This window comes from Vibrio sp. S234-5, assembly GCF_000960595.1.
Lineage (GTDB): Bacteria > Pseudomonadota > Gammaproteobacteria > Enterobacterales > Vibrionaceae > Vibrio.
In genome coordinates this window covers 17765-32334 of record NZ_JZAM01000066.1, presented here as the reverse complement: position 1 = coordinate 32334, position 14570 = coordinate 17765, and the positions used below count along the sequence as shown (strand labels likewise).

At 51.0% G+C, this 14570-nt stretch carries 12 protein-coding genes; 3 read left to right on the top strand and 9 right to left on the bottom strand.

The features are described 5' to 3' along the window. The first annotated feature begins 48 nt into the window (after positions 1-48). A complete protein-coding gene (gene punR / locus UF06_RS02565) occupies positions 49-969 on the top strand; it encodes a DNA-binding transcriptional activator PunR (protein WP_045569053.1) in 921 nt (306 codons plus the stop codon). 19 nt (positions 970-988) lie between these two features. Here the strand turns inward: punR and ilvA are convergent, their stop codons facing one another. The 5 genes from ilvA to ilvG are packed head-to-tail and all read right to left on the bottom strand — an operon-like array spanning position 989 to position 7268. Then, a complete protein-coding gene (gene ilvA, locus UF06_RS02560; RefSeq protein WP_045569052.1) occupies positions 989-2518 on the bottom strand; it encodes a threonine ammonia-lyase, biosynthetic in 1530 nt (509 codons plus the stop codon). 3 nt (positions 2519-2521) lie between these two features. After that, positions 2522-4363, bottom strand: coding sequence for a dihydroxy-acid dehydratase (ilvD, locus tag UF06_RS02555; RefSeq protein ID WP_045569051.1), 1842 nt, complete (start codon positions 4361-4363; stop codon positions 2522-2524). A gap of 12 nt (positions 4364-4375) precedes the next feature. After that, a complete protein-coding gene (gene ilvE, locus UF06_RS02550; protein ID WP_045569050.1) occupies positions 4376-5314 on the bottom strand; it encodes a branched-chain-amino-acid transaminase in 939 nt (312 codons plus the stop codon). Positions 5315-5325: 11 nt separating this feature from the next. Beyond that, complete coding sequence (ilvM, locus tag UF06_RS02545; protein WP_039422406.1) at positions 5326-5610, bottom strand: acetolactate synthase 2 small subunit; 285 nt, start codon at positions 5608-5610, stop codon at positions 5326-5328. 11 nt (positions 5611-5621) lie between these two features. Beyond that, complete coding sequence (gene ilvG, locus UF06_RS02540; RefSeq protein WP_045569049.1) at positions 5622-7268, bottom strand: acetolactate synthase 2 catalytic subunit; 1647 nt, start codon at positions 7266-7268, stop codon at positions 5622-5624. A 468-nt stretch (positions 7269-7736) separates the two neighbouring features. On the opposite strand from ilvG, the gene UF06_RS02535 reads away from it, so the two are divergent. Then, positions 7737-9260 (top strand): YifB family Mg chelatase-like AAA ATPase, encoded by a 1524-nt coding sequence (locus tag UF06_RS02535; protein WP_045569048.1) that lies wholly within the window; start codon positions 7737-7739, stop codon positions 9258-9260. Here UF06_RS02535 and UF06_RS02530 read toward each other — a convergent pair. Continuing rightward, positions 9257-10213, bottom strand: coding sequence for a DUF2860 domain-containing protein (locus UF06_RS02530; protein ID WP_045569047.1), 957 nt, complete (start codon positions 10211-10213; stop codon positions 9257-9259). The genes UF06_RS02535 and UF06_RS02530 overlap by 4 nt on opposite strands. 159 nt (positions 10214-10372) lie before the next feature. Between UF06_RS02530 and UF06_RS02525 the strand changes: the two genes are divergently transcribed. Further along, a complete protein-coding gene (locus UF06_RS02525) occupies positions 10373-11254 on the top strand; it encodes an acyltransferase (protein ID WP_039422418.1) in 882 nt (293 codons plus the stop codon). Between the two features lie 49 nt (positions 11255-11303). Here UF06_RS02525 and UF06_RS02520 read toward each other — a convergent pair whose 3' ends face one another. Genes UF06_RS02520 through ccoG form a run of 3 tightly spaced genes read right to left on the bottom strand, consistent with a single transcriptional unit; the run spans position 11304 to position 14393 of the window. Continuing rightward, the gene (locus tag UF06_RS02520; RefSeq protein WP_039422421.1) at positions 11304-11903 is read right to left on the bottom strand and encodes a thiol:disulfide interchange protein DsbA/DsbL; all 600 of its coding nucleotides are present in this window, start codon (positions 11901-11903) and stop codon (positions 11304-11306) included. Positions 11904-11934: 31 nt separating this feature from the next. Further along, entirely contained in the window at positions 11935-12921 is a 987-nt protein-coding gene (locus UF06_RS02515) for a serine/threonine protein kinase (protein ID WP_045569081.1), read from the bottom strand. A 50-nt stretch (positions 12922-12971) separates the two neighbouring features. Next, a complete protein-coding gene (gene ccoG, locus UF06_RS02510; RefSeq protein WP_045569046.1) occupies positions 12972-14393 on the bottom strand; it encodes a cytochrome c oxidase accessory protein CcoG in 1422 nt (473 codons plus the stop codon). Positions 14394-14570 lie beyond the last annotated feature (177 nt).

The following is a 14570-nucleotide window of genomic DNA, read 5'->3' as shown; positions in this document are numbered from 1 at the left end:
AAACGCTAAAATTTATAGTTATCAATCGAAATTTTTGAAGGGTAGTCTGTGTTTTCAAAATCATCGCTAGAAATGTTGAATACCGTCGCTCGTTTAGGCAGTTTTACTGCCGCCGCTGAGGTGCTGCACAAAGTACCTTCGGCTATCAGCTATGGTGTGCGTCAGGTGGAACAAGAACTGGGCGTGTTGTTGTTTCGCCGCTTACCGAGAAAAGTCGAATTGACCCCTGCAGGTGAGCTGTTCATCGCGGAAGCGCGAATGTTGCTAAGGCAGATGGAAGAAGTGAAATCGCAGACACGGCGCGCGGCGCAAGGTTGGCAATCCACGCTCAAATTGACGCTGGATAACGTGGTCAAGCTCGACAAGCTCAAACCTTTGGTCGAGGATTTCTACCGCGAATTTGATTTTGCCGAGCTGCAAATCAATATGGAAGTGTTCAATGGCTCTTGGGAGGCGATTGCCCAAGGGCGTGCGGATATCGTCATCGGAGCCACCTCCGCCATTCCTGTTGGGGGCGATTTTGAAGTGCGCGATATGGGACGATTGGATTGGGCTTTTGTTATGTCTCCAGCGCATCCTTGCGTGCGTCAGCAAGTGCTGACAGAAGCGTTTGTCAGTCAGTTTCCCGCGATCTGCTTGGATGATACCTCTAGTGTGCTACCCAAGCGCCATACTGGGCATTATCCGCAGCAGCGTCGTTTGTTGTTGCCCAACTGGTACAGTGCCATCGAGTGTTTAAAAAATGGCGTTGGGGTCGGTTATATGCCGCGTCATATTGCCATGCCGCTGATTAACGACGGTGTGCTGGTGGAGAAGGTGCTACCGGACGATAAACCGCTGAGTCAATGTTGTTTGGTATGGCGAAAAGATGACAACCACAAGTTGATTCAGTGGATGGTGGACTACTTAGGAAACTCATATCAACTGCATCAAGATTGGTTGCTGAGCGAAACAAAACGCCCTGTATGACAGGGCGTTTTTAACAGCGTTATGAAAGAAAGAAACGGTAGGATGGGTTATCCGTGACATCTTTGCATTGGTAGCCAAGTTCGCGTAAATGTGCCGAAAAGCGAGACAAATCACGCTCATCAAGCTCAAAACCACACAGTACGCGGCCATAATCGGCCCCATGGTTGCGGTAGTTAAACAGGCTAATGTTCCAGTGTGTGCCCAGTGTGCTAAGGAACTTAAGTAGCGCGCCTGGGTATTCTGGAAACTCAAAGCTGTATAAGCGCTCTTTGAGTGGTTTGGACGGTTTTCCGCCAATCATGTAGCGTACGTGCAGTTTGGCCATTTCATCCTCAGAAAGGTCGACCACTGGGTAGCCACCCTCGCGCAAGTCGCGAATGATGCCATCGAGTTCCTCTTGGCCGTTTTGCAGGCGAACGCCGACAAAAATATTGGCCAGAGAGTCGTCGTTGTAACGGTAATTAAACTCCGTTACCGCACGTCCACCAATCAAATGACAGAACTCAAAAAACGCCCCTTTGCGCTCTGGAATGGTCACCGCCAGCAAGCCTTCGCGCTTTTCACCCAGCTCACAACGTTCAGAAACATAACGCAAACCGTGGAAGTTGGTGTTAGCGCCCGAAAGCACGGTACCCAAGTTACACCCTTTGAGCTTGTGTTTCTCGGCGTACTTTTTCAGCCCCGCCAGCGCCAATGCCCCGGAAGGTTCGGCAATCGCACGAGTGTCTTCAAAAATATCTTTGACCGCAGAGCAGATCTCATCACTGGAAACGGTGATGTGATCGTCAATGTAGTGCTGACAAAGGCGAAAGGTTTCATCGCCAATGCGTTTGACCGCCACACCATCAGCAAACATGCTGACTTGATCCAACACCACGGGCTCACCGGCATCCAGCGCGGCTTTGAGGCAAGCGGAATCTTCGGGCTCAACGGCAATCACTTTGATTTCCGGCATCAGTTGCTTGACCAACACTGCCACACCTGCGGCTAAACCGCCGCCCCCAACAGGGACGAAAATGTGGTCGAGGTGGCCGTTTTGCTGCAGCATTTCCATGCCGATGGTGCCTTGCCCAGCAATCACCAAAGGATGATCGAAGGGCGGAACAAAGGTGTAGCCTTTCTCTTGCGAAAGACGCTCCGCTTCGGCTTTGGCTTCATCGAAGTTGCTGCCATGCAGCACCACCTTGCCTCCGAAACTGCGCACCGCGTCGACTTTAATGTCTGGTGTGGTACGAGGCATTACGATGGTGGTTTCAATGCCTAGTCGTGTGCCAGAGAGCGCCATGCCTTGTGCATGGTTGCCGGCTGAGGCGGCAATCACCCCCGCATCTTTCTGTGCTTGCGACAGATTGGCCACCATATTGTAAGCACCACGCAATTTAAACGAATGCACCGGCTGGCGATCTTCCCGTTTGATTTGCACCTGGTTACCAATGCGCGCAGATAAACGTGGCATGGTTTGCAGCGGAGTGACCATGGCAATTTCGTAGACCGGAGCGCGCAATATCTGGCGCAGATAATCTGCGCCAGTTTGTTGGGTTAATGACATCGCTTAGCCCTCAAGCTTTGACTTGTCTCTTACCGCGCCTTTATCTGCGCTGGTTGCCATGCTCGCGTACGCTTTGAGTGCAAGGGAGACTTCACGCTGGCGAGAGACAGGTTTCCAGCCGAGCGCATCTTGTTTAGCGCGGCGTTCCGCCATTTCTTGCTCAGAAATTTCCAGCGAAATGGTGCGGTTGGGAATGTCGATAGCAATCAAATCGCCATTTTGGACCAAACCAATTGCTCCACCGTTGGCTGCTTCAGGTGAGGCGTGACCGATGGAAAGCCCCGATGTACCACCAGAGAAACGCCCGTCGGTCAGTAGTGCACATGCTTTGCCAAGGCCCATCGATTTCAGATAGGTGGTGGGGTAGAGCATCTCTTGCATGCCAGGGCCGCCTTTCGGGCCTTCGTAGCGAATCACCACCACATCGCCGGCTTTGACTTTGCCACCCAAAATGCCTTCCACCGCGTCTTCTTGGCTTTCAAATACAATCGCAGGGCCAGTGAATTTTAGAATGCTCTCATCCACGCCCGCGGTTTTTACGATACAACCATCGAGCGCGATGTTGCCTTTGAGCACCGCGAGGCCGCCATCTTGGCTAAAGGCGTTTTCTTTGGTGCGAATGCAGCCTTGCGCGCGATCGTCATCCAAAGTATCCCAGCGGCACTCTTGCGAGAACGCTTGAGTGGTGCGAATGCCCGCAGGACCTGCGCGGTAGAAGCGTTTCACCTCTTCCGAATCGGTGAGCATGATATCGTACTGGGCAAGCTGCTCTTGCCAAGTCAGGCCAAGTACGGTTTTGGATTGATTGTGCAGCAAACCTGCGCGGTCAAGTTCACCCAAAATACCGACCACGCCACCTGCGCGGTGCACATCTTCCATGTGGTATTTCTGGGTTGATGGCGCCACTTTACACAGATGCGGTACGATGCGTGACATGCGGTCGATGTCGCTCATGTCGAAGTCGATTTCACCTTCTTGCGCTGCGGCCAGTAGGTGCAACACCGTGTTGGTGGACCCGCCCATGGCGATATCCAGTGCCACCGCATTTTCAAACGCCGCTTTGTTGGCAATGTTGCGTGGCAGTGCGCTTTCGTCATCTTGTTCGTAATAACGCTTGGTCAGTTCAACGATGCGTTGGCCAGCGCTCAAAAACAGCTGTTTGCGATCGGCATGCGTTGCAAGCAAGGAGCCGTTGCCGGGCTGGGAAAGGCCAAGTGCTTCGGTAAGGCAGTTCATTGAGTTGGCGGTGAACATCCCCGAGCAAGATCCACAGGTCGGGCACGCGCTGCGCTCGATCTGTTCGCTCTGCTCATCGGAGACTTTAGGATCCGCGCCTTGGATCATCGCATCGACCAGATCCAGCTTGATGATCTGATCCGACAGCTTGGTTTTGCCCGCTTCCATTGGCCCGCCCGAGACAAAGATCACTGGGATATTAAGGCGCATTGACGCCATCAGCATTCCCGGGGTGATTTTGTCACAGTTGGAGATACACACCATGGCATCAGCACAGTGCGCGTTGACCATGTACTCCACCGAGTCAGCAATCAATTCACGAGAAGGCAGTGAATAAAGCATGCCGCCGTGACCCATGGCGATACCATCATCCACCGCGATGGTGTTGAATTCTTTGGCAATGCCGCCTGCGGCTTCAATTTCTCTCGCCACCAATTGACCAAGGTCTTTCAGGTGTACGTGGCCCGGTACGAACTGGGTGAAGGAGTTGACTACGGCAATAATCGGTTTACCGAAGTCTTCATCTTTTACGCCTGTGGCACGCCAGAGTGCGCGTGCACCGGCCATGTTGCGACCATGAGTGGTGGTGGCTGATCTGTATTTAGGCATTCTGTTGTCTCCCTACTTCTTCTCTGGGTACACGTAATCTAACCAGCCCCACTTATCTTCCGTGGTGCCATTGAATAAACCAAAGTACGCTTCTTGAACGGCTTTGGTGATTGGGCCGCGTTTACCTGCGCCCACTTGAATTTGATCGACGCTACGCACCGGAACGACTTCGGCGGCCGTACCCGTCATAAACACTTCGTCTGCCAAGTAGAGGGCTTCACGGGCGATGTTGGCTTCACGCACTTCATAACCCATCTCACGCGCCAGCGTCATGATGGAATCGCGGGTGATGCCGGGTAGAATTGCCGCAGTCGCTGGTGGTGTTGTGATGACGCCATTTTTGATCACAAAAATGTTTTCACCGGCGCCTTCTGAAAGGTAACCATCAACACTCAATGCAATCCCTTCGGCATAGCCATGTCGGCGCGCTTCACCACCAACCAGGAGAGAAGAGAGGTAGTTGCCGCCTGCTTTCGCGGCGGTCGGAATGGTATTTGGCGCGGCGCGGTTCCAGCTTGAGACCATGGCATCGACGCCATTTTCCAACGCTTCTTCCCCTAAGTAAGAGCCCCAAGGGAAGGCGGCAATGATCAACTCCATTTCGCTTCCCACTGGTGGGCAAACGCCCAAGCCAACGTTGCCAACAAACGCCAGTGGGCGAATGTAGGCATTATCCAGCTTGTTTTGACGCAGAGTTTCGCGCGTTGCTTCCATGATCTCTTCCACCGAAAAGGGGATTGGGAAGCGATAAATCTTGGCTGAATCTTTCAGGCGCTGTGCATGTTCTTGGTGACGGAAGACAATCGGCCCTTTTGGCGTGTTGTAACAGCGAACCCCTTCAAACACCGAGGTGCCGTAGTGCATGGCGTGAGTCAGAACGTGGACATTCGCTTCTGCCCAGGGAACCATCTTGCCATTAAACCAGATATAATCTGCTGTTTTCGTTGCCATTATTGCCTTCCTTATGCACTTACGTGTTGTTGTAGATTGTTGTTCGGGAGCTCGTCGTTACGAATCTTCATCACCTCAACACTACGAATATCCCACAATTTTTCAATTTGATTGATGAGAAATGAGATAGGACGATCGCTATCTACAATGATCTCGACACTGGCGACCTTGCTCTCATGGTTTTGCGTTGCAGCGACTTGCTTAATCACAAAGCCGCGGTGGCGAATAACACGGAGAACACGCTCTAACAGCACCGGTTTGTCATCGGCTTTGATGTCTAATAAATAACGTTCCATCAGGGGTTCTCCTAGGTGTTTTCCAACATATCACTGTTTGACGCACCTGGCGGTACCAGCGGCCACACATTCTCTTCTTCATCAATCAACACATGCAGCAAGTAAGACGTTTTGCTTGCCAACATCTCTTTGAGTGCCGGTTCCACTTCTTCTTTCTTGGTAATGGTTTTACCAGGAATATCAAAGGCTTTGGCCAACATGACGAAATCAGGGTTGTCGTCTAGGATGGTTTCACTGTGACGACCGTCGAAAAACAGCGATTGCCATTGACGCACCATGCCAAGACGTTGGTTGTTCAACAACACGATTTTGACTGGGATCTGGCGGCGCTTCAGCGTGCCCAACTCTTGGATGTTCATCATGATTGAACCATCACCAGAGATCAGCACCGATTGTGCATCAGGTCTTGCAACCGCGGCGCCCATCGCGGCGGGTAAGCCAAACCCCATGGTGCCAAGGCCCGCTGAGGTGATGAAGTTTTGTGGTTCGCGTGGCTGAATGTGCTGCGCTGCCCACATCTGGTGTTGGCCCACGTCGGTGGAGACGATGGTGTTATCGGGCATCAAATCCGAGAGCTGTTTGAGTAGCCCCGGCGCGTAAATAAGCTCGCCCGGATGATCGTAGCGCCACTTAAAACCGCTGCGTAGGCTTTCACAGTGATGAACCCAAGGGGAAATATCACGAGTCAGTTCGAGCTGAGGCAAGATGACATTGATATCGCCGCGTAACGGCGCATTGGCATGACGCAATTTACTGATTTCTGCCGCGTCGATATCGATGTGGATCACTTTGGCGTGAGGGGCGAAGGTCTCCAGTTTGCCTGTCACACGGTCATCAAAACGGGCACCGACGACCAACAAAAGATCCGCTTCTTGCACCACGAGGTTGGCTGCTTTGGTGCCGTGCATGCCAAGCATGCCCAAATAGTGAGGGTCGTGGCGCTCAATGGTGCCAAGGCCTTTTAAGGTACTAACAGCTGGCATTGGGTTAAGGCGCAAAAACTCACGTACCGCATGGGTCGCTTTGCCAATTTGCACGCCCCCGCCGACATACAGCACTGGGCGAGAGGATTGGTCGAGAAGTGTTTGAGCGCGAGCGACATCAATTTGGCTGACTTTGGGTAATGCAGGAGGCGTAAAAGGAGGAAGCAGTTCAACAGGCGCTTTTGCAAGCTGGACGTCTTTGGCGATATCGACAATCACTGGGCCCGGTCGTCCGGTTTTGGCTACTTCAAAGGCTTCCGCCAAGGTTGGGGCCAGTTCGTTGATATCGGTCACTAAGTAACTGTGTTTAGTACAGGATAGCGACATACCAATCACATCCATCTCTTGGAAAGCGTCGGTGCCGATATGTGAACTGGCGACTTGCCCTGTGATGGCCACCAGCGGCACTGAATCCAGGAAGGCATCCGCCAAACCAGTCACTAGGTTGGTTGCGCCGGGGCCGGATGTGGCCATACACACCGCCACATCTTGCGTGGCTCGCGCCATACCAATCGCTGCCATCGCCGCACCTTGTTCATGTCGGCAAAGAATGTGTTCTACTCCGCCATCGTATAGGGCATCGTAAATTGGCATGATGGCACCACCTGGGTAGCCGAAAACGGTTTTGATGCCCTGCTGTTTTAATGCGGCAACGACTAACTCTGCTCCAGTCATCGTGTGCCCCCTTGGCTACCTTGTGGTTGGTAGCGATTTCCATACTTATTGCACATAGCGTGCGCTCCCATACTTCCCGTCATTTCTGAACTGTAAAATTTGTTGTATTCAGTTTAGAACTTCGCCAACCCATGGCTGTAAAAAAACCCCCGGACTTTTCAGTGCGGGGGTTTTTAAAATCTTGTGGTTATTTTGCGCCCACTCTACCCCGCGCGGTGCTAATCAGGACCACGATAATGAGGATAATTAGAGAGTTAATTTGAGCGGCAAAGTTCATCTGTCTGTCGTTAAATCTGTTATGTAATGTTGTACGAAATTGTTTGCGTCACTAGTGGTAACACACAAAACTGCAGTGTGACAAGCAAAAACTCATTCTTTTTTCACATTCTCCTCTTGGCGCTTCAAGCTATATAACTGGTCTGGCTAAAAAACTTTGCTTTATCGAACCTATAAATTAACGAGGATAAAATGGGACTGGCCATCATTCATAGTCGTGCAAGTGTTGGGGTCGAAGCGCCATTGGTGAGTGTGGAAGTCCATATCAGTAACGGTCTACCTGGATTTACTTTGGTGGGTTTGCCGGAAACCACCGTTAAAGAATCGAAAGATCGAGTGCGCAGCGCGATCGTCAACAGCAATTTTCAGTTTCCCGCCAAACGGATCACGGTCAATTTGGCGCCAGCCGACTTGCCCAAAGAGGGCGGGCGTTTCGACTTACCGATTGCGCTGGGGATCTTGGCGGCATCGGATCAAATCCCTATGCAACATATCGCGGCACATGAATTTATTGGCGAGCTGGCGTTAAGTGGAGAGCTGCGCTGCGTAAAGGGGGTACTACCTGCAGCACTGGCGGCCAATCTGGCCGATCGTCAGTTAGTGGTTCCTCACGCTAATGGCGATCAAGTGGCACTGGTGAGTAAGGAGCGACACCGCTCGGCACAATCACTGTTGGAAGTGTGCGCGCACCTGTGTGGTCAGCAAAGTTTGACTTTGTATCAAACACCCAAGCAGCCAACTCGCCAAAGCCATGAACGGGATTTGCAGGATATTATCGGTCAGCAGCAGGGTAAACGTGCGTTAGAGATTGCGGCGGCGGGCAACCACAACTTACTTTTCCTTGGCCCGCCCGGCACAGGAAAAACCATGCTCGCGTCACGTTTGCGCGATTTACTGCCGGAAATGAGTACGGAGGAGGCGATGGAAACCGCCTCGGTGGCTTCTCTGATGCAAAGTGATATCACCGAACACAACTGGAAGCAACGACCGTTTCGCGCGCCGCACCACTCCAGTTCAATGGCGGCGTTAGTCGGCGGTGGATCGATTCCTCGGCCGGGCGAAATTTCCCTGGCGCACAATGGCTTGCTCTTTCTCGATGAAATGCCTGAGTTTGAACGCAAGGTGCTTGACTCGCTACGAGAGCCGTTGGAGTCGGGTGAAATTATTATCTCTCGGGCGCAAGGCAAAACCCGCTTTCCAGCGCGCTTTCAGTTGGTCGGAGCGCTAAACCCGAGTCCAACCGGCTATTACGAAGGGAACCAAGCACGCGCCAATCCGCAGGCAATTCTGCGTTATCTGAGCCGTTTGTCAGGGCCGCTGCTTGATCGCTTCGATATGTCGTTAGAAATCCCCTCCCTTCCCAAAGGGATGCTGGCGGAAGGCGGGGATCGCGGGGAGCCAACTGCGTTGGTCAAACAGCGCGTCAACTTGGCCAGAGAGCGCATGCAACAGCGCAATGGCAAAGTGAATGCACTGTTAGGCAGTCGAGAGATTGAGACCTACTGCCCGCTGGCCAAGGAAGATGCGCAATTTTTAGAAACCGCCCTGCATCGACTCGGGCTCTCTATTCGCGCCTATCATCGTATTATCAAAGTGGCGCGCACCATTGCCGATCTGCAAGGGGCTGAGCAGATAACCCGTCCTCATTTGGCGGAAGCGCTGGGCTATCGGGCGATGGATCGGCTGCTCAGGCAATTGACCGCACAAGCAGTTTAAAAACGGTAGTTGATCCCGACAGAAAGTAGCACATCTTGCGCATCGTAAAAGGCGATGTTCGAACTAGTCTGGTTGTAGCCAGCGAGCGTGATGAACGACCATTGAGGCTGCATGAACAGGTTCTGATATTCATAGGCCAAAAACAGGCTCAATTGCTGATCTTCGCGCGTTTTAGTAAAGACCTGGCTGCTGGCTTGGTAATCTTGCAAGCTATAACCTGCGGTTAAAGCTAAGCGGTGACGATCCATGATGTTAAACCAACTTAGATCGGCGGCGTAGGAGTCATAAGAGGCGGCTTTGCCATCCGCATCGTGCTGGATGTAGGTGAACGCAGGCAGTAAGAAACTGGTTGGGCGCAGCATATACCGATAATCCACCTTGACGTAATAACTCTTGCTATCTCGACGTAAACTGGCATCGCTCACGCTATCTTTCTCTATCTCTTTGCTTGCATAAGCAAAATCGGCGCTGAGGTTACCGTCGGCGAGATTTTCTAATTTAAAGCGATACGCCATGCCATCTTCATCGGTGGTTTGGCGCTGAGTATTGAGTGCATAAGGATCTTGCCACGTTTCGCCTGACATTATGGTTGGTAGGAGCGAAACATCAAGCACGATACCCGACGGCAGTTGGTGCTTATAACCCAGTTGTAGCGCCAGCGTGCCGATCGCAACATCTTCGCGAGTGGTACCCAGATAGACTTGATGTTCCAACCCTTGACCGAAGGTGTAGGCGAGGTTGCCCAGAATGCCAATCAGTGCTTGGCTTTCGCTTGAAGAGGGGGCGCGATAATCGCTGATGCTGGCCTCTGCTTCGGTATTGAAGTTGGATTCACTGGCGCTGTAACCGGTGATGATTGACAACTCCCCGCTGTAGCCTTGGCTATCCGCTAGCCCTGCCTGTGCTGACTGAGTGGCAACGCCGATGAGGGTTGCCAAAATGAGTTTTCGCATGGTTTATCCTTATGGTTTGCTGTGTTCGCGGGTGAAGGCGCACATTAATTGGTGAAAACTACTCTGACCATTTTTTCACGTGTTCCAAACTGACCCTGGAACAGTATAATCACACGCTGTTTTTTTCTTCACCTGATAGATGGGTTATTGAACATCATTATGTTGGCATATTTGTTACTTTTGATTAACGTTTTTCTGGTTATTCTCAACTCGGCAGTGTGTTCGATTGCAATCTGCCTGATTGCCCTCATCAAAATGGTGTTGCCGACCATACGTTTAAAATCTCATGCCACGGCGGCCGCCAATCGTATGATGTGGTTATGGGCAACGGTCAATACCCAGCTTTTGTCTCTGTCCAACCGGGTCGAGTGGGATATTCAGGGTGGAGAAGGGTTAAAGAAGGATGGCTGGTACCTACTGATCAGTAATCATCTCAGTTGGACCGACATTGTGGTGCTGTGCAGCGTGTTCAAAGATCGTATTCCCATGCCGAAGTTTTTTCTCAAACAGCAGCTGCTGTACGTGCCTTTTATCGGTATGGCTTGTTGGGCTTTGGATATGCCATTTATGCGTCGTTATTCACGTGAGTATTTGATCCGCCATCCACACAAGCGCGGGCAAGATTTACAAACCACACGCCGCTCTTGCGCCAAGTTTCAACATTCGCCAACCACCGTGGTTAATTATGTTGAAGGAACGCGTTTTACTGAGCAGAAAAAGCGTAGTAGTAAAGCGGGTTACGACTATTTGCTGCAACCAAAATCGGGTGGTATTGCGTACACTTTAGCGGCGATGGGCGAGCAGTTTGACCATATCATCGATGTGACGCTGGCTTACCCGCACAACACCGACAAACCTTTTCGCGATCTGCTGCTTGGGCGAATGCGTAAAATCGTGGTGCGTATCCGTGTCTTACCGGTGAATGAGCAGGTGATGGGCGACTATTTCAACGATAAACCCTACAAGCGTCAGTTTCAGCAGTGGCTCGGCGATCTTTGGCAGGAAAAAGATGCTGTGCTCAAAGAGATTCACCGAGGTTAAAAAATCGGGGAGCCCATTGGGCTCCCCGATTTTTATCAACCTAGTGATATTATTTCTTCAGCAGGAAGTTGACCAGTTCAATGTACTCATCAACGCTCTTGATGCCTTGCGCCTGAACGAGGTATTTGTTGTTCACCAACACCGCAGGCACGCCAGATAAACCGCTATCTTGGAACTGTTTGTCAAAGCGACGCACCATAGAATCCACGGCAAAGCCATTGAAGGCCGCATCAAATTTCTTCGCATCAATACCTTCATCAAGGAAGATTTGGCGCAGCTCGGCGTCATCTTTTGGCGCTTTGCGCAGGTTGTGAATGCGGTTAAACATCACTGGAACCATTTTATCTTCGACTTTTAGCGCAATCATGGTGGCGTAGGCTTTACTCATCGACAGTCCCATCGAACCGCCCATAAAAGAGACGTGATTTTTTTGCAGTTTGACCCCGTCAGGCAACTGATTTTTCAGTTGCTGGATGATTGGCTCAAAGCTATTGCAGTGGGGGCAGTAGAAAGAGAAGAATTCGGTGACACTGGGTTTTTTCGATGCTTCGAGATCCAGCACTTTGTAGTGCTCACCTTGTTTAAAATTGGCAGCGTTGGCTGTCAGGCTGAGCATGAGCAGTGAAAAAAATGCGAACAACTTTTTCATCTAATAATTTCTCCGTTAGTTGTAAGGCTGGTTACCATTGCGGCATCAATGAAAGAGGGGGCTCTTCTAAAGCGGCGATTTGTTCTTTAAACGCCAGAACCTGACCTTCCCAGTATTTTGGCTCATTGAACCAAGGAAAGGCGAGGGGAAACGCCGGATCCTGCCATCGTTTTGCCAACCAGGCCATATAATGCACCATTCGTAGACCACGTAAAGGCTCGATAAGTTTCAATTGAGCGTGATTAAAATCGCAAAACTCTTGGTAGCCTTCCAGCAAAATATCCAGTTGCATGGTTTTTTCGTGACGTTCGCCACTGAGTAACATCCATAAATCTTGTACCGCTGGGCCATTTCGCGCATCGTCTAAATCGACGAACATTGGTCCGTCGCGCCAGAGAATATTCCCCGGATGGCAATCGCCGTGCAAGCGGATAATGTCGTTATGAGCTGGCCAGTGATGCTCGATGGCACTGATCAGTCGATCAAGGTCGCTGAAAAAACTATTTTGCAGATGATGTGGGATCATCTTTGATTGCTCAAGAGTGGCACGCGGCTGGTGCAGGTACTCTTGCAGGCCGATGGTTGGACGATGGGCAAAACGTTGTTGGCCGCCCACTTTGTGCATCCGACCCAGAAAACGGCCGACGCCTTCGAGCTGATCGAGGTTGTCCACTTCAAATTGCCGCCCACCCACGCTGGTAAACAGGGCAAATAAGTGTCCTTGATAGTGATGCAAAGTGCGGCCATTGATCACCAAAGGCGGGGCGACCGGAATGTCGTTGTCGAGTAGCTCCAAAGTGAACTGGTGCTCCTCTTCGATCTGTTCGGCGCTCCAGCGCTCTGGACGATAGAATTTCACCACGTAGCGTTTTCGGTCTTCATCGCTGAACTGATACACGCGGTTTTCGTAACTGTTTAACGGCAGAAATCCGGATTCAGCGCGCACACCAATACTTTCTAAGGCGTACCACATAAAGTCAGGGGTTACCGCGGCAAAATTAAACTCACTTTGCGACATAAAAACAAAAAGGCTCATTACTGAGCCTTTTTCCATAATTAAGGGTGAAGTTACAGTTTCTTGATGAAACGGCTTTCTACTTCAATGCTGAAGTCGTTGCTCTTATCGGTCAGTATAAACTGAATTGTCGTAATTGAAGAGCTCAGCTTGTCGGGATTAACCCCTAAACTTAACGGCAGATTCAAAACCTCACCGGGGCTGACGTGAATGGTTTGTTTGCCATACCAGCTCACATCCGACAAGCCTTTCACATCCAGTTGATATTCTTGAGTTTGCTGCGTCTTGTTGATCACTTTCAGCGTGTACGTGTTTTCCACTTCGCCGGAGCTATTGACTTTAAACAGCTGACTGCGGTCACGAATCACACTCAACCCGGCTGGATCCACCGAGGCCACTTGGGCAAAGAACAGCCCGATCATGACTAACAGCACCAGACCATAACCAATCAGTTTCGGGCGCATCACTTTGGTGTGTTTGCCAGAAAGACGATGTTCGGTGGTGTAGCTGATCAGCCCTTTTTCGTAGCCCATTCGCTCCATGGTAGTATCACAAGCGTCGATACAGGCGCCGCAGTTGATGCATTCGTATTGTAAACCGTCACGGATATCAATCCCGGTTGGGCAGACCTGCACACACAAGTCACAGTCGATACAATCACCCAAGCCCAGCTGTTTGGGATCGGCTTTGCGCGAACGAGGTCCGCGTTGCTCACCGCGCTTGGTGTTATAACCGACGATGAAGGTATCTTTGTCAAACATCGCTGATTGGAAGCGGGCGTACGGGCACATGTGAATACACATGATCGAACGCATCCAACCTGCATTACCATAGGTACAGATAGCAAAGAACATCACCCAGAACACCGGGCCAAAGCTGGCGTTGAGGGTAAAGAAATCCACCACCAAATCACGGATTGGCACAAAATAGCCGACAAAGGTAAATCCGGTCGCCAGCGCGATAGCAAACCACGCAAGGTGTTTGACGGTTTTGCGCAGCACCAAATCGGTGGTTAGCTTGCCGGCATCTTGTTTGCGACGCTTGTTGGCGCTGCCTTCGAGTTTTTCTTCAAACCAGATGTACATAAACGTCCAAACGGTCTGCGGGCAGAGATAACCACACCACACCCGGCCAAGAAAGGTGGTGATAAAGAACAGGCCAAATGCAGCGATCATAAACAGCAGCGCCAGCAAGGTCAGATCTTGTGGGTAGAGTGTGGTGCCAAAGAAGTTAAATTGCTGGTGGCTAAAGTCGAGTAAGATGGCTTGGCGATCGCCATACGAGATCCACGGTACCATCGCAAACAAGACAAGCAAAAACCAACCACCATATCGGCGCAGCTTCTGGTAAGTGCCTTTGCTTTCACGAACGTAAATCCGGTTGCTGGGGTTAAATCTATCGCCATTTCCTTTGTGGGTTTTCGGGTTAAACGTTTTGGGAGTCACATCTTTGATATCGATTTTATCCTGACTCATGGATTGATCCTTCTTAGGCTTTGGCGGCGCAATTTCTGTTTGTTTGCGCTCAGTGACATTGCTGATAGGCCGCCATTCATAGAATTGAACAGGGCTATCTACTATTTTAGTAAATACTGATGAATGACGATTATACAACCAATAACATTTGTATTTCTTTAACGCTATCAACCTTTA